9 protein-coding genes and 2 pseudogenes are annotated in these 22,030 nt (G+C 63.9%); 1 reads left to right on the forward strand and 10 read right to left on the reverse strand.

Going from position 1 to position 22,030, the window contains the following annotated elements; all coding sequences use genetic code 11:
* Position 1: 1 nt before the first annotated feature.
* On the reverse strand, positions 2–532 hold the full coding sequence (locus BST17_RS20720; protein WP_083060785.1) for an SIR2 family protein: 531 nt from the start codon (positions 530–532) through the stop codon (positions 2–4).
* On the opposite strand from BST17_RS20720, the pseudogene BST17_RS20725 reads away from it, so the two are divergent.
* Positions 533–772, forward strand: a pseudogene (locus BST17_RS20725) (DUF3427 domain-containing protein); the annotation flags it as partial.
* A 190-nt stretch (positions 773–962) separates the two neighbouring features.
* On the opposite strand, the gene BST17_RS29710 reads toward BST17_RS20725, so the two are convergent.
* The 9 genes and pseudogenes from BST17_RS29710 to pglW all read right to left on the reverse strand — a co-directional run bounded on the left by BST17_RS29710 (position 963) and on the right by pglW (position 21,894).
* Positions 963–1,640 carry a 5-methylcytosine restriction system specificity protein McrC gene (locus BST17_RS29710; protein ID WP_234807755.1) on the reverse strand — a complete coding sequence of 226 codons (678 nt, stop codon included), beginning with the start codon at positions 1,638–1,640 and terminating at the stop codon, positions 963–965.
* Between the two features lie 52 nt (positions 1,641–1,692).
* Positions 1,693–2,280: pseudogene (locus BST17_RS29985) on the reverse strand (5-methylcytosine restriction system specificity protein McrC); the annotation flags it as partial.
* Positions 2,280–4,379: an McrB family protein gene (locus BST17_RS20740; protein ID WP_133053561.1), complete on the reverse strand. Its 2,100-nt coding sequence runs from the start codon at positions 4,377–4,379 to the stop codon at positions 2,280–2,282. The gene BST17_RS20740 and the pseudogene BST17_RS29985, both read right to left, overlap by 1 nt.
* 9 nt (positions 4,380–4,388) lie before the next feature.
* Positions 4,389–6,473 carry a DEAD/DEAH box helicase gene (locus BST17_RS20745; RefSeq protein ID WP_083060788.1) on the reverse strand — a complete coding sequence of 695 codons (2,085 nt, stop codon included), beginning with the start codon at positions 6,471–6,473 and terminating at the stop codon, positions 4,389–4,391.
* Entirely contained in the window at positions 6,473–7,753 is a 1,281-nt protein-coding gene (gene brxD / locus BST17_RS20750) for a BREX system ATP-binding protein BrxD (RefSeq protein WP_083060789.1), read from the reverse strand. Before brxD ends, BST17_RS20745 begins: the two co-directional genes overlap by 1 nt.
* The gene (pglZ, locus tag BST17_RS20755; RefSeq protein WP_083060790.1) at positions 7,750–10,431 is read right to left on the reverse strand and encodes a BREX-2 system phosphatase PglZ; all 2,682 of its coding nucleotides are present in this window, start codon (positions 10,429–10,431) and stop codon (positions 7,750–7,752) included. The genes brxD and pglZ overlap by 4 nt, the downstream gene beginning before the upstream one ends.
* Entirely contained in the window at positions 10,428–14,096 is a 3,669-nt protein-coding gene (locus BST17_RS20760; protein ID WP_083060791.1) for a DUF6079 family protein, read from the reverse strand. The genes pglZ and BST17_RS20760 overlap by 4 nt, the downstream gene beginning before the upstream one ends.
* Positions 14,093–17,662 carry a BREX-2 system adenine-specific DNA-methyltransferase PglX gene (pglX, locus tag BST17_RS20765; protein ID WP_083060792.1) on the reverse strand — a complete coding sequence of 1,190 codons (3,570 nt, stop codon included), beginning with the start codon at positions 17,660–17,662 and terminating at the stop codon, positions 14,093–14,095. The genes BST17_RS20760 and pglX overlap by 4 nt, the downstream gene beginning before the upstream one ends.
* Positions 17,662–21,894, reverse strand: coding sequence for a BREX system serine/threonine kinase PglW (gene pglW / locus BST17_RS20770; protein WP_083060793.1), 4,233 nt, complete (start codon positions 21,892–21,894; stop codon positions 17,662–17,664). Before pglW ends, pglX begins: the two co-directional genes overlap by 1 nt.
* Between the last annotated feature and the right edge of the window lie 136 nt (positions 21,895–22,030).

Genomic DNA, 22,030 nt, shown 5'->3' on the forward strand with positions numbered 1-22,030 from the left:
ATCAGGGGCGCGAGTCGGCGCCGAGATCCTTCAACAACGACTCCACCCGTTCCCATGCGCTGCTCTTACGTGCGGGATCGTCGGGGCCGAGGCTGACGAGGGTGGCCAGTAGCTCGCGCAGTCGGGAGTCTGCTGGATCGTCGGCGAAGAGGTCGTCGTAGTGCGGGTCGAGAAGGTGCGCGTGAGAGCGTTGGTCTGCGCGGGCGGCGGCCCAAGAGACGCGATCGAGGAAGATCTCCAGTCGTCGGGCCGCAGCCAGGGTGTCGGCTGACTCCAACATCGAAATCGTCTTCAGGCCCGGCTGGGGTTTCACCGAGTCCGGGTGCAATGCCAGCACGGTCGCGAAGTCCTCGCCGGTCGGTGCCTCGGCAAGTGCGCGGATTCGACGAACGCGGTCGGCGGCCTCGGTGAAGTCGTCGTCCTCCATGCTGTAGCCGACAAACAACAGATGGCTTGTCAACAGCAAGGTTTCGACCACGGCGAGCATCGCACGGTGCTCGGACTCAAGGCGTGCGTAGTCGTCGGTGGTCACACGTCAGCAGCTTCGCCGACCGGCCAACGGTACGTCAACCACCGCACCAAGGGTTCGCACATTCTGCTGTTCGTGCGTGAGACCAAGAAGTCAGTGTTCGGCGACGGTGCGCCGTACGTATTCCTGGGCCCGGCGGACTACGTGTCACACGAGGGGGAGCGGCCGATGGCGATTACGTGGCGGCTGCGGAGGCCGATGCCGGCAGAGGTGTATCTGGGTGCGCGCGCGGCTGTGGCGTAGACAAGCAGGATAGGGCAGTTCCCCGGGTCCAATTGCCATTGAGTGTGACGATTCGGCGTTCTCCGGTGGTGCGATGCTGGCGAACAAGTGTCGATTGATCAATCACACGAGAAGCGTTGCTATGCAGAAGAGTTTGGACGTGCATGGTGAGCCAGCGCTCGCGGATCGTTGGATCACTGGTGCTTGTGGCTCAATGCGATGACGCGCCGAATCCTGTGATTGTGCGTATGACGGAAACAATGTTTTCCCGAAGCGCTGGTTCGTCGGTACTGCCCAGAGAATCGAGTGCAGATGGGACGTCCAGGCCGAAACCACGAATGTGTGCGAGGCCTGAGCCGGCGGCGCGGTTTATTCGAAGTCCAGGACCATCTGTCATCCTGGTCGACGGGTAGATCAGGCCGGCGCGCGCATGCTCAGCATCTGTACTTAACGCGTATGCGTAGAGGAAGGTTTGGTATATGTCGGCGGGGCTGAACTTCTTCGTGCTGTACAGCTTGTACTTGATGTCGATGGGCACTGTTCTGCCACTGTTAATCTCGACGATGACCAGATCCGGCCGGATTCGGGTGTAACTGTGTCCGCTGGCGTCATCTGTAACCACCGAGCCATATGATTCCTGTGTCGACACCCGTAGTCCGCTGCCTGTCAATGAATCGGCAACTAGGCGTGAGACAAATCGTTCGAATACGACATTCATATTCAGCATGAATGCTGAGACCGACCCAGAAGACTGGCTGAACAGATCGGTGAGGGCCAATCCGTCCAACACCAGTGTTGCGAGCGCATGGGCAGACCGATATCGATCGTTGCGGCGCCCATACTTGAATCCTACGGCGATACCAAGCTGTGTCGCGAGCGGATGGCTCACATACGCCGGCCAACATATGTGCTAGAACATGAGTTTCAGACTTCAACTCTGGATCGCGGACCCGCCTCGATGCCGCTGATAGCGCCGCGGCCAGTAGCTGATTTTCGGGGATATCGCCGTCATACTCATCGAACTGGCATTCAAGTCTGTGAAAACTCCCGTACCGCTGGAGAAATTGTTCGCGTATTCGTAGGCGGCCGCGCATAATTACCAAGGCGTCATCGACGCTGCGGTAGTCTCGGATCAGCCCGTCTCGCATCAGCGTTTGGGTCTCCTGCACGAGGAGCATGACGATCAGTTCGAAGAGATCTGAACCATGTGCGGGCAACTCGCGCTCAATGGGCAACTGCGCCAGAAGTCGCACGCCTCCGGAGTATTCCAGCATTCTCAGGACTCGCAGTGGATCACCGACGAGCTTAGGTATGACTCGGATCTCTAGGTTCGTGAACCGAATAACTCCGATCCAGGACGATGCTGCAATATCTACCAAGCCGCCAGCAAGCCAGCGCACTGTGATCCGAGCATCCAAATCGCCCCGAGGTGCGAGGCGTTCAGCTAGTGCAAGATCGTCGGGCGATGGTGCAGCTGTTCGAATCCTCCGAGACTCGTACTCCACAAGTTCAACTGTCTCGAACAACACTAGGCCGACGCTGATCCGAATTTGACCGCCAACTCGGCACAGAGTGCGTCAGCGTCGCTGGCGATTTCAGCTATCCGCTGAGCCTCTGCATCGATCACTCCGCCAAGTAGGTCGGCCAGAGCTCGATAGTCGTCGTAGAGGTACTCCTGCAGCAGCGGCAACAACTCATACCGGAACATCGACGCGAATTGTTCTGGTGTGTCGACCACCTGGCCGTCCTGGTAGAACATCGAGTGGCCGATCTGCTTCTCCCTGCCGAAGCGCTTTCGCACTTCGTTATTCAGTCCGTCGAGGAAAGCATCCAGTGCTAGCGCGCCGACCGTTGTGCCCTCTAACAGGTCGCTGTTGGGCATGAGCTCGATGAACTGGAACCGTCGCCGCAATGCCGTGTCCAACAGGTGGATGCTGCGGTCGGCGGTGTTCATGGTCCCGATGATGAGAACATTTTCGGGAACCGAGAATTGATCCCCGCTTTGAGGTAGCTGTACGGTCAGGCCGCGTTTGTCCTTTTCGATCAGGGTGATGAGTTCGCCAAAAATCTTGGGTATATTGCCACGGTTGAGCTCGTCGATCAGCACGATGTACCGGTTCTTGGGATCGGACCTAGCGGCTTTGCATACTTTCTTAAATGTGCCGTCTGTAAGGGCGAGTTGCATTGTGCCGCTGTCTGATTGCTGTGGACGGAAACCTTCGATGAAGTCTTCATAGGAGTAGGAGGGATGAAAAGTCACTCTGGTTAACCGGGCCGCCGTGGTCGGCCCGCCCGATGTCCCGCTAAGCGCTACTCGGCGCGCGGCGACTTCGCGTTCGTCGCCCAGCATCGCGTTTGCGGTTTCGCTTTCTTTGCCGCCTTCAAGTAGCCAGATCGCTGCGCGATCAGCAAGGTACGTCTTACCGGTCCCAGGTGGACCGAAGAGCACGACCTGGCCGCGCCGCCGCAGAGCATCCTCGATATCAACGTATTGCTGATCGGATTCGACAGGCTTAGTGACGACTTTTGTGCCCAGAATCTGTCGAGACAGGGTGGCAGGCACTTTGGAGACGGTGGTGGTTGCCCAGGCCTTCACCGGGGCGATGGGGCCAGCCTTGGTGGTATCCCAATCGACCCCGAGCGTGTGTCGAAACACTTCACGATCGGTCCGCCAGACATACCCGACGTCGTTGACGGTGCCAATGCCGAGAACTTCGGTGGTGCCGCGGTTGGCGATCACTTGGTCGCCGGGTTGTAACTCCCTGAGTGTCCATAGTTCGTTGGCTTTGCGACTGACTTGTTGTTCGACGCCGTTGTACGGGTAGTGAATTCGGAACTCGTCACGGAATATGTCTTTGCTCTCGAACTGGGACAGGTCGCCGACGTCGTCCCACCCAACACAGATGTAGCCGTTGTTGTGACACTCATCCCAGAACTTGCCCAGTTCGCCAGGTGCAATCTTCACCACTCTGCTGGACTGGCGAGGGCTGTTCCAGTGATACAGAAAGAACCCCAGCTCCAGAGTGGACAGACCTGACAGTTCCGGGATTGAACGAAGGCTGTTCAATAACTGCAGATTTGCTCGGACAACCGATGCAGCAGGCGTATCTTGGCCAACCGCACGGAGGTGGTAGTCGATATCAGCCTTAGATGAGACGGGCACAAGATCGTTCGGAAAGTACGTGTACAGCAGCTTTGTCCGTAGCGCAGGAGCTCCAGTGAGGACCTTGATGTCGTCGGCATCTTCGTACTGGCCCTGAATGGCGAGGTCGAGCATCTGAGCAAAGCCCTCACGAATGGCGTTCCACGCAGCCTCTACCGAATCGTATTCATTGGGGAAGTTCCACGATCCGTTCCTGGAGCGGAACATCAAGTGCTTGTGGGCAGAGCCGCCCTTCATGCTTGGCGCGAGGCCGGGCTTGTACTCCATCCACCAACAGACCGTGTCCTGAGTGTTTTGGCCAAGCGCGTAGTCGCTCAGCGGCATCTCATGCCAGCTAGCAATGGGAAAGCGGTCCAAAAATTCTGTACGCAATCGTTCGGAGTCGGCTACGCGCTGTGCAACGGAATCACGGTTCCATGAGTTCAGCGCGTCGGCGATACTGGCGCGCACGTTCTTGTCAAGCAATGCAGCTCCTTAGCTTCTGACGATCGATCGTCTCTCTGCGGCTGTGGCGATCGCGGACACCGTGTCACCGAGGCGGGTACTGAGGGTCATCCGTGCCAACTCTGCTGGTAAGGCTGACGAGAACTTCAGCCCTCGAAGCGCATTCGCGTCAACAGCTGGCTCCTGCCACTGCACTTGACCAACCGCTGCGCTGAACTCTTCGACTGTCACACCGGCAATCAGCCGTACCGACTTCTCGTCGATTCGCTGTCGCGGGTCAACGATCGTGGGCAGCGAAGCCTGCAGCGTGAGATTCGCTGCGGTGCCGGCCCACGTCCACCAGCGACCGGCTGAATCTGACGGAAGAAAAACGATCAACTTGTCCCTATCAGCAGTGTCGCCGTAGCTCTGACGCAGGCCCCCCAGGGCCGAAGCGGCACGCGCTGTAAACGTCACGCCGGCAGGGCTTCCTCCGAGAATCACCTCGCGCATCCCACGAGCAATCTCGTAGGACAACCCACCGCCAGAACCTGACCATTTTGCTCTGCCACCACCATCGGCGGCCTCGACGAAACAGCGTCGCCGCTCCCAGTCGACGTGGGTCACTTTCCAGGAACGCCCACCTAGCAAGAGGACCCGAGGGCCCTCGACCTGATCGGTCAGCAGGTCGGTCCCAATGGTGCCGACCTCCACACGGCCAGCCAAAACCAGAAACTCGGGTGGTGCGGTGAACACCGCGGTGAGGTCGGAGAAGTATCGGCGGCCGAAACGACGTTCGGCCTCCTGCCCGATATGGAAGAACGGACCGTCGGCCTCGAAATAGCCCTCTGCCACGAGGAAGTCGAAGATCTCGCCCGCACTTTCGTCGAAGACCGCCAGATCGCCCCACTGCAGCACCGCATCGGCGGTGATTCGGTGTTCCTGGAGACACAGCGCCATCAACTGCTGGGCCGCGATGTGTCGAGGGTGCGCGGGCGGCTCCACCGGCTCAACCCAGCCATCCGACCACCGCTTGAGCATCCCGGCGGCGAGCAACAAAGATTCGTCATCGACACAGAGGAACAGACAGTTCCGCGAGGTTCCGGCGCGTCGGCCGGTCCGACCCAGCCGTTGTAGGAATGATGCGACGGTCCGGGTGGACCCTATCTGGATGACGCGGTCCAGGTCACCGACATCGATCCCAAGCTCCAGTGTGGAGGTCGAAACGATCACCGTGTCCCGCGCATCGGCGAAGGCGGCCTCGGACCGCCGGCGTTCCGCAGCGGACAGCGACGAGTGCGAGATGTAGGTTTCGATGCCGTTGTCGCGCAGCATCGCGCCGATCTCCTCGGCCTGGCGGCGACTGTCCACGAACACCAGGCGCTTCTCACCGGCATGTAGGGAAGCAATCACCCTCGCCGCGTTGAACAGCGACCCGACGAAGTCGACCGTGATGTCCGGTGCCGTGGCTGTGGGTGGCGCTGCGGGGGCAACGACAGTCGACTCGCGACGGTGAAAGCTGCCCTGCAGCCAGCTCAGCAGCTCATCGGGGTTGCCCACCGTCGCCGACAGCCCAACCCTTTGGAGCTCACGGTCGGCGACGCGCGCCAACCGCTCCAACATCGCGAGGAGGTGCCACCCGCGGTCATCACCGGCGAAGGCATGGATTTCGTCGACCACTACCGCGCGGAGACCGGCGAACATCACCCGAGGATCGACCTTTGTCGACACCAGCATCGCTTCGAGGGACTCCGGTGTGGTCAAGAGAAAGTCGGGGCGTTCAACCAGAATGCGTTGCCGCTGCGGCTGTCCGACATCGCCGTGCCACAAGGCGGCCGCGCGCCCGAGCCAGCGAGCATATCCGTCGATTCGGGGCTGCAGGTTGTTCAATAGCGCGCGCAGCGGGCAGACGTATAGAACGGACACACCTTGCCAGTCTTCCGAAGCCATCCGCGACAGCAGCGGAAACACGGCAGCCTCTGTCTTGCCGCCAGCGGTCGGCGCGAGAACCAGAGTGTCCCGCCCCGACAAAATGGGTTCGACTGCGTCGGCTTGCGTGGGGCGTAACCCGTTCCACCGCAAAGTGTTCGCCAGGTGGTACTGCACGCCGGGGTGTAGTCGATCAAAGGCGCCCATCAGAGATCCAGCGGGACGTCGTCCGCGGTCAAAGCAGCGCGCTCAGAATCGGAGAGCTCGGCTGCGGCAATCCGCACTTCGTAGTCCTTGTAAGGGTCGAAGTCGGCGAACTGTTCGATCTTGTCCAGCACGTCGACCAACTTGCGCAGGAACAGCCGCGGCGCGATCCCGACCTTGCCGCCCAGCCCTCCGGCCACGGCGGCGGCGAACTGGCCCACGAAGGCATCGTCGGCGACCCTGCTCACCCGCTCGGGATCGGGAACACCGCCGACGTAGAGATCGCGCACCCGTGTGCCGAGCTCGATCAGCCGGTCCTGATCGAAACCGGTGAGTCGTAGCTGCGGTGCGCGGGGGTTGTCGAACCGCGGATCTTTAGCGAACTCGGTGTGCAACCGGTCGGCCAAAGGCGGCAACAGCGGAATACCTTGGCGCCCCTCGAAGAAGGCCGGTGTGCCGGTGATCAACAGATAAAGCCCTGGGAAGTGCCCGCCGTGGACTTCGTCGACCAACTGCCGCAGCGCGTTCAACGCCTTAGCGCGGGCGTCATTGCGTACCCGCTGCAGCGTCTCCACCTCATCGAGCACCAGCAGCAGGCCGGGATGTCCGGCATCGGCCAGCACGGCGAGCAGCCCACGCAAAAAACCGAGAGCCAAGTAATGATCGAGATCGCCCTTGATGCCGGCTCGCCGCTTCACCGATGCGGCGACGTGGGGTTGTCCACCCAGCCAGGCCACCAGACCATCGGCGCCGTCGTCATCGCCTTCGGCCACCATCCGCCGATAGGCCCGGATCGCCATGGGGAACACCGGCGCATGCGCAGCGACGTCGGTGAGTCGACGCTCGAGGACAACGTCGACCTCGACGCTCTGCTGCTGAGCGTCGTCCTCGACGGTGAACAACCATGCGTCCAGGATCGGCCGCAGCGCGCTGGGCTGGATGGAGGCGGTGCGTAAGGATTCAATGCTGCGCCGATACACCGTCTCCAGTTTGTGCAGCGGAGTGTCGATCTCGTTGATCTGAACTTCGGCAACCGCGAAGCCCTTCTTCATGGCGCGATCGCCGAGCCAGCGCGCAAAGAACGTTTTGCCGGAACCGTATTCACCCCGCACGGCCTTGAACACCGCGCCACCGGCGGCCACCACATCGAGCTCAGCATCCAGCTCGGTCTCGAAACGCCCCAGCCCGACGGCGAGCTGATCGAGCCCATTGGAGGGCACGGTGCCCCGGCGCAGAGCGTCGAGGACCTCGCGGCGGCGCCGCGAGGAGACTGGCGATGTCATTCGGTGACCCCGAACTGCTCTTTGAGTGCCTCGACGTCCAGGCGCACCACACCGCCGCCGACGCGCAGCACCTCGTAGCCCTCTACATCCAGGAGCCGTTTCGCCTGCATCAGGGCGCCATTGACGCTGACCGTCGCGACACCGAGTGCTGCGGCGGCCTGGGCGAGAGTGATCTCACGCGCCGAGGCGCCGAGCAGCGCCTGCATAAGCGCCTGGATCTGGGTCGTCTGCAACACGATTCGGCCAGCAACGGAGAGCTGCTCGGTGAAGACCTTGCTGCGAACGACAGCGGCGGGCAGGGAACTCGACGCGGCAGCGGGCACGTCCTCGAACAGCCCCGGCCCATCCTGGGTGGCTTTACGGCTCTTCTTCGGGGTCGGCGGTTGCGGCGGGTTCTGCGGTGCAGCGGTTGATCCGGCGTACCACCAGGGTGGCTCGGCCCCGACCACCCGCGACGCACCCTCGGGTAGCTCCCCGGCGACCAGAGCGATGACTGGGACGATGGCTTCGGCGGGGGTGGCGCCGCCGTGATAGCCGGCATTTCGGGCGCCATACCGGATGGTATCGTCGACCGCGAGGACGACTTGCTGAGATTCGGTCAGCACACGCGGTCCACGGACCACAACTTCGCGGTGGGGGTCCGCCTGCGCCAGATCACCATGTGCGCGTTGGCCATACGTGTTGGCGCGGTCGGCTTTGACACTGGTGCCGTACTCGATGATGTGGCCGTGATCGGAGGTGATGACCACGGCACGCCCGGCGTTCTTCGCGGCCGTGAGCAACGGCGCAAGGTAGGTGATGGTCTGCAGCGTCCAGTCGGTGCCGCCGGGGTCAGTGTGGTGCAGCGTGTCGTCGACGTAGTTCAGCACCACCGCGACCAGTCGTTGCCGGTCGATATCGGCGATCGCATTGCTGACTTCGGTGGCCAGCTGGGCCCCGCTGGGCACCGCGTCGAGTGCCTTCTTGTGAAAGATCGGGTCTGGCACGCCACCGGTCGCCTCCAATTGCGACTCCCGCAGCAGCGACAGAAACCCGGAACGCTCCACCGAGCTGTCGCCCGATCGAAGTTCGCCGCAGAGCAGCGAGCAGCGGCTGCGCTGCGTGAGTGTCGGCAGCACAGCCAGGGCGCTGGCACGGCGCGCATCGGCGTTCGCGGCGACCTCGGTCCATCCGTTCTGCTGGGCCGATCGTACGAGATCGTTTGCGGCGGAAACTGAGAGAGCATCGACGACGAGCAAGAGGGTGGATGTCTTCTTCGCGAGCGGGATCACCTGGTCGCGCAGGACATTCTCGATGGTCTGCACCGGCGGGTCCGGGGCATCGGCGAGTGCGGTGGCGAATGCGCGGTCCTGGCGGGCGCGTCGGGCCAGCGTGGTATCGATGATGGCTCGCAGCGCCGCGGCCGGAATCGGGTTGTCGGCGCCGCGACGGGCAACCACCAGTGCGGAGTCCACCCAGGAGTCGTTGCGCACGTAGCCGTCGGTCAGCGGCGCGAGACCCTTCTGTCGGGTGGTGTCGGTCGCCAGGTGCCGGGCGAGACGAACCGCCCCGCCGAACGCGTGACAGCTGCGATCGGCGGCCGACAGGAAGTGATGTTGCACGTGTTCCCAGCAGGTTTCGATATCGCGCAGTGCAGCGCCGGACACCAACGGGGCATCGAGGTCCGCCGGCAGGTGACTGGGCAGTGCCGCCGTAATGACGTGCGAGAGCTGCACCAGCCGTGCGTCCAGGCCGTGCGGGAGCAGATCGGAGGATGCGGCGGCATCGCCGATACCCAGCTCAGTGACCACTGCAGCCGCAGCCGCCAGGACCGCCTGCTGTTGTTCAGGCTTCAACGAATTGATAACCAGCCCGTAGGTGTCCTGATACCAGAACCGCAGATCGTCATCAGGCAGGTTGGGCACATTGCTGCGGAGCAGGAACTTGCCGGCGGCCTTGCTTTCGGTGTCATCGAGCACTCCCGCGACGATGCCGAGCGGCACCAGATCCGCGATGCGGCCATTGCCCAGCAGCGCGGCGACCGGTGCGTGCAGACGACCGCTCCGCGCGGCCAGCCATCCCTGGAACGCGCCGAATAGCTCCGGCCCACCAACGGATCGAAGCGAATCGAGCCGTTGAGCGACATCCGAGGATCGGCTCCACTCCAGCACGGCCAGGGTGTCGATCTCGACGCCGACGTCTTTGACGATGCCGAGGGCATCCCGCGCGAGCGCGGACATGGCGTGGTCCCGGGTGAGGACACCGCCCGGCGCCGGGATGTAGGCATCGGCGGACAGCGCGGCGAGTAGACCGTTGGCGATCGCGCGGTCGTTGGCGGTGCGGTACAACGCCGGTTCGATGGTGGTTGCGGAAAAGTTGCTGCCCAACGCATCCCACGGGTCGGGGGTGATGAGGCGGCCATCGAGTAGATGGGCCAGCACCGTGTCACCGAGGTCGTCATCGTCGACGCTGGTGAGCACGACGGTCCAGCCGCTCGGATCACGACGATCGATGGCTTCCCAGATGGCAAGCACCGACGGGCAGGGTGCGACGGTGACGGGCGTGCCGAAGTAGTCGAAGTCGGCGCCGTCGTAGGAAGGTTTGGCGCGCAGCCCGAGTACCCCGTGGGTGTACTTCTTTTCCTGCGCCTTCTTCAGCCGGGCGCGGATGACGGGTTCGGTGGCAGCGACCGCGGTCATTCCACCCACCAGCGCACGTGAACCCGCTTGCCGTGTTCGGCGATGGCCTTCTCCAGGTCGGCCGTCAGGCCGGGGATATCGGCGGTGTTTCTGAGTGTGACGTCGCCCTTGGCTGTCCGCGGCGGCGTGGGGGGCGGAGTCACGGGCTCGTCGTCGACCACCCAGGCGACCAGTTTGTTCTCGACGGAGGAGAGCTCATCGCTGAGTGAGCGGCCCGGCACTGAGATCGCCTCATGCAGTGCCTTCTCGATGGCGCGGGCGTTATCGCCGGTGGCATCGGCCCGCTCGACACCTTGATGCAGCTTCTCGACGAGCTTCCACTTGAAGTTGCGCAGCGCTGCGGTGTCGCGTGCAGCGTCGTTTCGGATCTGCCCCGCCGTCTCGGCCGCCACGGGCAACGCCGCGGCGGCTGCCTTGTTGATCACCGGCACGGTGCCCGACGTGGCGTGCAGCTGCTCCATGAGCGTGCGCAGGGCAGAGGCGGCGGTGAGGCGGTCACCGCCACCGGCGGTCATACCCAGCTGCTGATAGCGGGTCTCCAACTCCTCGATGAGGTAGGTCAGCTGACTGGTGCTTTCGGTGGCTTTGGCGCGAACCTGGGTGGCGAAGTCGGCAGCATTGGCGCCGGTCAGATAGGTGCGAGGCATGGTGTAGCCGAACAGCTTTGACGCTGTCATCCGGGCGTCGTCCCATGCTTGCTGCTCAGGCAACTCCTCGGCACGCAGCTCGATATTGGGTCGTAACCGGCCCAGCGCGGGTGGTGTCATCGCTTGCCCGGCTTCGAACCACGCCCGTTTGCGCAGCAGGGCCCAGGCGCTGATCACCAGGTCCCGTGCCTCGGGGCTCAGCCCCCACGCCGGGGTGAGCCCGTCGATGTGCTGCTGCAGCCCGCCGATGGTCACCGGGTCGGCGGCGTGAGCGGCACGGTCGAGTTCGCCGGCCCAATACGCGAACGACTCCTCGCCGAACAGGTAGTGGTCCTCGGTGGCCTTGCCGAGACCCAACGGGGCAGCGACACGGCGGACGGCTTTCCGATCGGCGCCGGAATTGGTGGGGACGCGGCCATCACGGTGGGCGGAGGCCTGCTCCACGTAGTCGCGGACGGTTTCGTAGTTGCGTGCGGTGACCTCTTCGTCGCTGGGATCGAAGGCGGGGTGGCGCGGGTAGGTCGCCGTGAAGGCCTGGTCGACGAGTTTCAGGAGCGCGTCTTCGAGGCTGGCGGCCGGTGGCATCGCCGGGCTGAAGTCGCGGGACAGCGAGGTCAGGACGTCGAATTGGGTTGACTCGTCGGTGATGCGCTTCGGATCGTGCGGTTCGGTGCCGTAGGCCTGCTTGAGTACGTTTTCGATGCTGGTCCGGGTACCGCTGAGCAGGTTCTCCAGGATGCCGCGGGCCTGCGCGCGGTCGGTCGCCGGGAGGTGGTCGGAGTTCTCTTCCCAGCGGTCGCCGCTGCCGGTGAACAGCCAGTCGAGTTTGACCAGCAGTGCCAGATCCTCCATTGCGGCCTCGGTGAAGAACCGCGGCAGCCACACCAGGGTGTTGCGGTCACCGTGGGACAGCAGCCGGTCGATGCGGCTCACGTCGTCGGCGCTGGTGAAACCGGCCTCATCGAAGGGATAGTCGACGACGATCCGCCAGGTGCCCGGCCGGTGGTCGAAGGTCTGCTCGGGCAGCGAGCTGGCGTCGCGGACGTTGCCGAACACGATGTCGACTTCGCGGCGCGATCCGCGCCAGATGACGGTTCGGCTGGCGGCGCCGCTCAGGTCGTCCTGCCCGGTCACACCGAGCGCCTTGTGGATGAGGCGACGCAGCAGGACACGTCGGCGTCCCGAATTATCCTCGCCGCGAACACGTTCCAATATCGATTGGTAGTCAACGTCGGCGAGTTGCACCCGGATAACGGGGTTGGCGGCATCGGAGACGTTGATCTCCGGCACTTCCTTGGATGACCAATCCCGGACGATGGCGAGCACGGTGCGGGCCTCGCCGCCGGCCATCCGCGATTTGATCGAGCCGTGGTTGAGTGCGGCGAGCCGGGCCGCGGTGATATCGCGCAGCGCGGGAACCTTCGGGGCGATCGCTGAAAGCAGCAGGGTCTTGGCGACCCGCTCCTGCCCGCGGAAACCGGCCGGTACCGAGGCCGGCTCGGAGTCGAGTTGCTCTCTGCTGACTGAATGCTTCTCCAGCAATGCTGGCAGCAGCCGGTTCTTGTACAGGTCGTTGGCGGCCTTGAACATGGCGCCGGCGTGCCCATCGATGGGGTCACCGCCGTCAACGATGTAGTCGTAGGAATCACCGACCGGAATCAGATCCTCGACGGTGAGGGTGTCGCGGCGGTCGACGAGCATGCGCTGCATCACCTTGAGCGCGGTGCGTTCCCGCTGCATCACCGAAGACAGGTTGCGCAGTGTGGACACCAACGCCGGAGAGAACGGGTAGGTAAGCCGGAAGTCCTGAGCAGACGCGCCACGATGGTGTTCATCGGTGTTCAAGCTGTCCTGCAACACATCCCACACGTCCTTGGAACGGGTGAGGTTATTGAACGCCTCATCGAGGATCGCACGGGCGGCCTCGTCCTTCGGCTTCAGCAGCCGGGCGTGCGCGACCTCGGCGAGGTTGTCATCACCGAGTTGAATCTCCCGAAAACGGCCCTGCTGATACTGAAAGGCACGGTCGAGGGCTTCCTGTTCGGCGCCGGAGGCTCCGGCATCGGCGAACCACTTGCGCAGATCCATCTGCCGGGAGATGAAGGAGATCAGGGGGATGGCGCGGTTGCGCCCCGAGGATTCGACCAGCTTGGTGATCTTCTGGGATTCGCGGGCGAAGAACTCGGTGTCGCGGACCGAGAACGCCAGCCACAGCACCAGTTCGTCGAGGAACAGCACCACGCCGTCGTAGCCGAGCGATTTGGCGTGTTCGGTGATGACCACCAGTCCCCGGTCGAGGTCAACGTAATCGGCGGTCTCGGTGAACGATTTGAAGTAGCCGTTGACCAATGCGGACACCAGCTCGCGGCGCTCGCTGTCCTCGGCCGATGCCTGGCGGGCCGCCTGGTAGCGCGGCAGGTCCCAGGCACCGTCGACCAGTTTGCCCCAACCCCCGCCGCCTCCGGAGCCGCCGCCGAGCCCGGCGAGGAACTCGTCATCACCCATGCGGGCGCGGAGGTTTTCGGCATCGGCGAGCAGGCTGTCCGAGAGGTGCACTGCGGGAAGCGGTGCATCGGGGTGCAGTCGGGTGATCTGGTCGACGTAGCCGCGGAGGACGGCCTGTTCCAGGCTCTTGGCGCCGAGCAGGTGGTAGGTGAGCCGCAGGATCTTCTTGCCGGACAGTTCCCCGTCGTAGTGGCCGGTGAGGTGCTGGAACTTGGTGGTGCGGATTGCGGGGTGGTTGCCGAGCAACGCGTACAGCACGGCCATGAAGTGGCTCTTGCCGGAGCCGAAGGATCCGGAGAGATAGGCGGCGCGGGAGGTGTTCTTGTTCAACGCGTCGGCGACAAGATCGATGGCCGCGGTAAAATTGTCGCGCAGCGATTCGGTGATGACGTACTCGTCCAGGGTGGCCTGGATATGGGCTTCGTCGTTGGTGCTGTCGGTGAGTTTTAGTACGTAATCGTTGCTATCTGACCGGATGGGAATGGCGATGACGTCGCGGAGCAGTGTGGTCATGACGTCTTCCTGGTGCGTGGTTTACGGGTGGGTTCGGGTTTCCACTTGGTGAGTTCGGTGACGGTGAGGTGATTCTCGGCAAGGCGGGTGGTGAGTTCATCGGCGATGGTGTCGGCGACGGATTCGCCGTATTCCGGGTCGATCTCGTTGTGCCACTGCTGCACCCAGAGGAGCAGTTCGTGTAATCCGGCGAGCATCGGGATGAGTTTGGGGGTGTCCCAGCCGTCTTCGATGCGTTGGCTGATCAGACCGGCCAGAGCCAGAGCCTGGTCGGCGTGGTCCCAGCCGGCCCAGCCGAGTAGCTCGGTGGTGTCGGAGTCACGGCCGGCGCCGGGGTAGGAGATGAAGCGTTCCTTGGGGACGTCGAGCTTGCCGCGATGGGACCAGTACGAAGTCTTGGCGAAGTCGGCAGGCTTGTACTTCGGTGGCACCGGGATCGGCGCGTCAAGCTTCTCGCCGCGATCCTCACGGCGCTGCAGCTCCCAGGTCTGCTCCCACACGGCCCGCTTCTCCAGCCCGGCGGGCTTGTAGCGGTAGGCGGATAGGTATGGAACCGATTCGTCGGCAAGGAGTTTCGCGAGAGCGGTCCCGGTGGCGATGTTGTTGTCGCCTGCCCACAGCCTCAGCACGTTACGGAAGTCGTCGTTGCGGTCAAGTACGTCGGCGAGCTGAGCCACCGACATCGGTGTGGGGCGGCCCTCCCGGTCGAACCACAACGACTTGTCTTCCACCCGGTCGAGCAGCCAATCACGCAGCGCGGATTGCACCTGCTTGTCCCACGGCTCAACAGCCCAGCGACGCTTGTACTCGGGGCGCTCCAAGAGTCGAATGTGTGCGTTGGACTCGATGGTGTCGAGGCGTCGTTGAATGAGTGCTTGGTAGTCGGCGGGCAGGTGATCGGGGATTTCGGTGATCGGTGTCGACGAGTGGCGTTCAAACCACGCAGTCTCTTCGCCGTCTTTCATGCGACGGGCAAGTGCAATCTCGAATGTGCGCTGACCAAGGATGACCTCAGGAAATTCACCTGCGTAGGTCAGATCGTCATCGATGAGGCCGTAAACGCGGTAGTAGTCCCAGTCGAGTTCCTCTTGGCAGGCAATCATCAAGCCACGTAGGCGTTCATACTCGGATCCGGCAGCGGACAATGCGGACGCTGATGGGATCTCGTTAGTCGCGACTTCCTGCGGCGTCTGCTTTGTGAGAGCTTGCGCGAGATCGTCGAGAATCTTCGCTCGTTCGGTGGAGGTTGACGCCGGTAGAGGAAAGTCACCGACAGTCGTTGCGTTGTGTTGGTAGCGATCGCTCCAGGCTTCGGCACTGACGCGTGCTCCATCCTGGCCGATCGGATCCCCGCCTTTCGGATAGCAGTTCTGCTTGAACCAGAAGCACGCCACCGACGAGTTCAGCACCCCGAGCAGCCGCAGATGATCCTCGGTTGATGCACCCTCGGGCAGCTTGATCACCGGTGCAGTTTGTTTGAAGACCTTGCCGCCGCGGTCGAGAACGAAGTGGTTGTGCGTCGCGACTTCCGCGAAGGTGATGGAGAGGGGCGTAGCGAGCTTCGATGTATAGAGCTCTTGCCACTCGTACCACTTAAAGCCCCGCTCGACCATTGGGACGCCGAATCGCTTCCGTTGATCGAGCAGCGGCTTGAAGGCGACAAGCCATTTCCCCAGCACACCAAGGTCTTTGAGTGGCACAGTGGTGAACGCATCGTCGTAAGTCCATCCAGCAGATTGAATGTCGACGAGTGGAGCCCAATCGCGTACGCGGTCTCCCTCAACTAGGGCGATGTGATTCGTCCATCCAAGTCGTTGGCAGTCTCGCGCTGTGGGAGTCACAAAGAAATCGTCTTGGCCTGTAACGGCAGTAATGCCGATACTTGTGCATTGCTCGCCCAGTTTCAAGGCTGATGCACGGTCGATTGCTTCCGCAAGTTCGACCGCGCCGCCGCCACTAAGGCTCCACGGGTGCACGTTAAGCGTTGACCGGGGGATATCCGTGACGCTGATGTAGCTGTCATCATGGCCAGCAGTGCCGATGTGTGACGTGATCGCCGTCCAGACGAGACCTTCAGCGGGAACTTTGGGCCGACCGGGTTCGCCGCGTATACCCAAAACTGTTCTGATCGTGTCAGTGCTGGGCCGTTGGTTGCGACCGATGATGATTACAGTTGGCGTGCCGTGACCCGGGATGTAGGCGCCTGACGTATCTATGACCGATCGAAGGTCGACGCCATTGAGGAATTTCTCGATCAGTTTGGTACCGAATTCACGCTTCATGAAAGAGTTTGAGGTGATCTGACCAACCCACCCAGCGGGGCGTTCCCGGCCTGCCGGTCGTCCGAGTCGGATGAATAGTTCCATGAAGGGGACCGACAGGACGTACTTGCCATGCGGCGATTCGTAGAGCTGACGGTACGTGTCTCGAAGGGCGGCATCTTTAATGCTGATATATGGCGGATTCCCAACCACCACATCATGTTCGCGCTGAAGAATCTCGGTGAGCGCCTCGGTATCCTCGGTGGTGTCAGCCCGTACCGACGGCCCGCTCGCGAGCAGATCGTCCGGCAGCAGTTGTTGATTCGCACCCCACAACAGGCTGTCACCGGCGGCGAGGTGCGGCGTGTAGGCGATGCGCTGTTCGAGGCTGGTATCGCCGGCCGCTTGCAGCGCGGCGACGAGTAGTCGGAAGCGGGCAATCGCGACCGCAAACGGGTTGATGTCTACGCCGTAGATGCCGTCGAGCGCTTTCTCGACCAGTTCTCGCGGTCCGAGCGCGGGGGAGTGGCGTTGCCACCTCTCGTGCAGGCGATGGAAGGCGCCGAGGAGGAAGTGCCCCGAGCCGCACGTCGGGTCGATGATCGTGAACCCTTCCAGCGGCCGGTCGGCCAGGGCGGGTTCCATGGTTTGGTCGAGGATGAATTCCTCGACGAATTCCGGGGTTTGGAGCAGGGCATAGGTCTTCTTTGCGTGCTCGGAGAGATCCTGATAGATGTCGCCGAGGAAGCGGGTATCCATGCAGGCGAACGAGAACAACGGCGCGCCATCGCCGGCCTGCTGCCACCAGAACTCCAGTAGCTCAAGTGCGGCGTCACCGGAGGGTGCGACTAGATGCATGGGTGAGAACCGGTCCACCAGGCCCGCGGTGGCGGGGAACTTGGTGAAGTGGTCGCTGATCTGGGTGAGCCATTCTCGGTCGGTGTCTTCGGGGTGGGCTTGGAAGTAGGCGCGGCGCGCATCAAGCGCGTGGGCGCGTGCATCGGCGTCGGCGCCGGAGATCCAGCGCGGTGTCACCAGCGCGTTGTCCTCGCAGTAGCGGGCGAACACCGTCAACAGCACCCACGCCACCGCGGCCTGGGTCACCCGGTCATTGCGCCATTCCGGCCACGCCGCCGCGGTCCGGTTCGCCGCGGCCGCCTTGTCGTAGTCGCGCTTCCACGCGTCGAACACGCCGTCTTGTCGTGAATCGGGGTCGTCGCCGTCGACCCGAGCCCGCAGATCGGCCTCCAGGTCCAGCACCAACCGGCGCAGTGCTGCCACCATGTTCGATGGAGCCGAGGCCATCACCGATCTCCTTCATCATCCCGCGCCGGCACCAGGTCCGGAGTGTGCTTCCATACCAAGAACTGCCCACCCGGCGATCCCAACTGAATCGGTTTACGATCCACCAACGCGCCGAGCTGTCCACGCAGCTGCGGCAGAATCACCCACACCGGTCGCCGCCGCGGTGCGGCGAGGTCGCTCAATTTCGCCAACACGTCCAGATGGCCGTAGCGGGCCAGCGGCGACACCTCAGTGAGGATCAGCGGCTCATCGCGTGCATCGCCGTCGAAGACGCTCGCCTCCAGATCTTTCCGCAGCTGCGGCACCACCCGGTCGATCACCGCACGCAGGCCCCGCGCATCCATCGGCGTCGCATCCGCCGCATCGGCACCGCGCACCAGATCCCACGAGATCCCTTGCTGCTCAGCTAGAGTGCGCATCGCTTCGATGAGTCGAGCCGTGACGTCGACCAACTTCCCGCCGAATGATCCGGCGAGTTCAGCGGCGACGCGCTCATGCTGGCCGGGTCGGTCCGCGGGAATGGGAACCCCGACCGCGAGGAAGCCGTGTTCGGCGATGCTGCGGCGCAACACTGCCTGCTGATCGATACCATGGTCTGACTCATCGGACACCGTGGTCGTGGTGGTAGGAACCGCGGTCGGCTTACGGGTGTGTAGCGTCGTCGCACTCGGCGGCTTGGCATCCCGGAATCGATAGGTGCCTGTGCCGGCGTCCCATTCCAGATTGAGCGTCGTTTGCGCCAGATAGGTATCCAGGTGCGGCGGCGCCGGTACCCTGTCCAGCTCGGGGAAGCGGGCGCTGACCCGGCTGCGGATCTGCGAAGGAGACAACGACTCCGACTGCGCCAAACCGGTCAGCGCCGTTTGGATGGCGGCGGCCGGAGCGATGTCACGGTTATGCAGTTCGCCGCGCCCCGACACGGCGGCATGCTTGGAGATGGCGGCCGCCAGTCGGATCAACCGGCTCTCACCGGGGAGCGCCGTGCGGGCGTCGGCATCGTCGTTGACGGCGCGATACCCGGCCTGGAAGGCGGCACCGAGTTCGCGCGCCGCGGTCGACGGCGGGATGACCACGTTGAGATCCGAGCCGACCATCTCGTCGGCGCGCTTGGCCGCGGACTCGGCGGCCGCGATCAGTAGCTCGTCGGTGGCGAGCAGCGCCAGCCTTCGGCCATGCCTGCGCCGCACGAAGTCCTTGTTGCCGGTGGCAGTTTCGTGCTCGCTGACACGTTCCAGAGCCACCCGTAGCAGTCCGCCGGCGGTGCGGTCGGCCTGGGCCTGGTGGTAGAGATCGGGTGAGGGCACCGCGGCCTCGGGCAAGCGGGCCCGGATCTCTGCGGTCAGCGTGTCGATGGCCGCGACACCCCCGAAGTCAGAGAGCACCTGGCGGGTGATGTCACCGATCGCGTCGAGCAGGTCTCGGGTGTCCTGTCGCTGCGCCCAGTCGTCCTGCAGCTCCTTCAGCAGTTGTGGCCCGCGCTGGGAGGCCTTGTCCAGGGCGGCGGCCAGTTCCGTGCTGCTGGCGAAGGCGTCGAGCCCGGGCGTCACCCCCAGGAGAAGCTCGGCGGCGTCCTTGCGGGTGGATGACCGTCCCCCCGACACCGCGGACAGCAGCACCGCCACCGCGTCGTCGAGACCCATGAGCGCGTCCCCGGAGGTGCGCTTCTTGTCCTTGCCGAGCCGTTTGGCCCAGGCCCGGTAGCGGGCGGTGATCTCCTTGCGGGTGTCCTTGGCCTCGCGGGCTACCAGCCGATTCAGCCGGGTCGAGTCCAACGCCAGCAGCTCCCCGACGGTGGTGACCTGGACGGAGGCGAGCGCGGAAACCGCGCGTGCGGTCAGGCCGGCTGCGCCCAGCGGTGTTGCGGCAGTAGCGTTCTCGGCGGCCGTATCGTCTCCGGCATCGGCCGCCTTCGTGCCGAGCGCCGTGAAGACGGCGCGCCAGGCGCGCAGCATGTCCTCGGCGGTGTCGGGGCGGGCTGCGGCGTCGCGGGACAGCGCCGTCCGGAAAAAGTCCACCAGCGCGGCGGCGATGCTCGCCTCGAACATCTCGGGCAGCAGGGTGACGTCATCGTCGACGGTGGCGGGGTTGGCGTTCTCGTCTGGCCCGTAGCAGGGGCGCCCACCCGTGGCCATCTCGAACAGCACCACCGCGGCGCCGTAGCGTTCGGCGGCGCTGTCGTACTGGCGGCGCCCGCCGATGCCGAGGAACGGGTCCAGGTATGGCGGGGTGCCGGCCTCGACATTGCGGGCATCGACTCCTGCCATGGAGAAGTCGAACATCATCAGATGAGTGTCGGCGCGGGAACTCGACTGGTAGACACCGAGATTCGATGGCTTGATATCGCGGTGGGTGACGCCGACCCGCTCGAGCGTCACGACGGCGGTCAACAGGTCGGTGCCCCAACGCTCTAGTACGTCGATGGATAGCCGGCCGCGGTTGTTTAGTTCCTCGGCCAAGGTGGTTCGTCCGGCGTAGCGCAGCAGCAGCGCGGTGCGGCCACCGACTTCGAGACGGTCGTACAGGGTGACGATACGGTCTTCGTTCTCCAGCTTGCCGAGCACCTGCGCCTCGGCGTACAGCCGCTCGGCCGCCTCGGCGTCCTTGGCGACCTTGAGGACGCGTTCGGCGTCACCGACCTGCTTGTCGAGGACGAGGATGCCGACGGCGGTGGACCCGGCTCCGAGCTTTTGCTTGTAGACAAAGCGGGCGTCGAGCACGTCGGCCGGCAGCGCGTCGAGGGGGTCGGTGCCGGTGCCCTCGTTGAAGATCTCCTTACGGGCCTGTCCGAGCTCGTCGAGGAAGGTGCCGACATCGGCGATCCGCTCGGCGGGGCTGGGATTGGTGGCGTCGAGCACCAGTTGCCGCAGTTTGGTGCGGATCTGCGGCATTTCCGCGGCGAGGTCCAGGCCGCGGTCGCGGCGCAAACGGTCGATGAGTTCGCCGCGTTCGGTGGCCGGTGATTGGCCGCTGAGGATGTAGAAGGCCAGTGCGCCGAGGCCAAAGATGTCGATGCGCGCCGGGTCGGTGGGGCGTTGCCCTTCCGGGGCGCCGAACAGTTGCGCGGCGTCACTGGGGCTGGCGGCCATCAGGCTCAGCGACCCTGACGACAGCCGGCTCACGGCGGTGTCCGGGTTGGCCGGCAGCACCCCGGCGCTGTCCCAGTCGGTGATCTGCGGCAGCAGCTTCGAGCCGCGTTCGCGGATCGCGACGGCCCGCGGGTTCAGCGTGCGATGCACTACCCGGTTGCGATGCGCGTAATGCACGATGTCGGCGATATCGCCGATCAGGTCAAGCTGGCGCTCCAGCGGCATTGTGGCCTTGTTGTCGGCCAGCCACAGGTCCAGTGGGACGTCGTTCTTCGGTTGCGGGAACACCAGGCCGATGCCCAGCTCGGGCTCGTCGACGATGTCCTCGGGCACCTGCAGACCGTCGAAGCGCAGCCGGGACAGCAGGTGATATTCGGACGTGACGGCACGCTGGCGGGCATGCTTATCTGCCGACGACGCGCCTTGGCTGGTCAGGTAGAAGCGAATGCGGGCATGACGTTCGGCGTCGACATGGTGGAACGCCGGCCAGTCCTGCCAGCCCTCGCCGTCGGCCAGCGGTTGCTCATCGATGATCCAGGAGCCGACCTCGCGTTGCCGGCGCGGTGCCAGGCCGATGGCCTTCATCAGGCCCGCGATGAGTTGGCTGTCGCGCTCGGGGATCAGCTCATGGCGTCCCGGAGCGAGCAGCGCCTTCGAAATGCCAGGCAGCCTGGTCCGTCCTTCGAGGCCATCCAGGCCATAGAGGTTGATCTTTGAGGACTCGGAGAGTTCGCACTTGAACTCCTCGTGGTGCAGGAAGACCAGTTCCTGGACGTAGGGGATTCTCCGGACAGCCTCATGGCCACCTCGCTGGCGGATCGTGTCCTTGAGCAGTGAGGCGAAGTACTGGGCTTTGCGGCGAGCCAGCAGCAGCGGGGAGTCTTCCGACCGGCCGTTGCGCTGCCAGCGATGGTCGTTGCCGGTAAGGATGCCGCGGTAATGCTTGAGTTCGACGAGGTAGAGCGTGTCTTGGGCGAGGACCAGGAGGTCGACCTCATGCCAGTGGCCGCGGTTGTCGCGGAACTCGAAGTTCGCCCAGGCGCGGTACGGCGGTGCGTCGGGGAGGGCCTGCTTGACGAGGTCAAGGCCGGCTTGTTCGTGGGCGAACTGCGACTCGGCGATCTGGACCCAGCGGTCGTCCCTCACCGATCAATTCCCCCTTGGTCACGTGCGTGGTATCTAACTTACTGAGTGGAGCTCTGCTCGTTGCGGATAGCTGAAGGTTTTGCACCCGCCCCGACGCCAGTGCGGAGCCGGGATGGGATTCTGCCTGACGTGTCCG

This window comes from Mycolicibacterium bacteremicum (assembly GCF_002086115.1).
In the GTDB taxonomy this organism is placed as follows: domain Bacteria; phylum Actinomycetota; class Actinomycetes; order Mycobacteriales; family Mycobacteriaceae; genus Mycobacterium; species Mycobacterium bacteremicum.

Excerpts from the sequence above, each read along its gene's own strand:
- pglX (WP_083060792.1), bottom strand. The coding sequence starts at position 17,662 with ATGGCCTCGGCTCCATCGAACATGGTGGCAGCACTGCGCCGGTTGGTG.
- BST17_RS20745 (WP_083060788.1), bottom strand. The coding sequence starts at position 6,473 with ATGGGCGCCTTTGATCGACTACACCCCGGCGTGCAGTACCACCTGGCG.
- pglZ (WP_083060790.1), bottom strand. The coding sequence starts at position 10,431 with ATGACCGCGGTCGCTGCCACCGAACCCGTCATCCGCGCCCGGCTGAAG.
- BST17_RS20760 (WP_083060791.1), bottom strand. The coding sequence starts at position 14,096 with ATGACCACACTGCTCCGCGACGTCATCGCCATTCCCATCCGGTCAGAT.
- brxD (WP_083060789.1), bottom strand. The coding sequence starts at position 7,753 with ATGACATCGCCAGTCTCCTCGCGGCGCCGCCGCGAGGTCCTCGACGCT.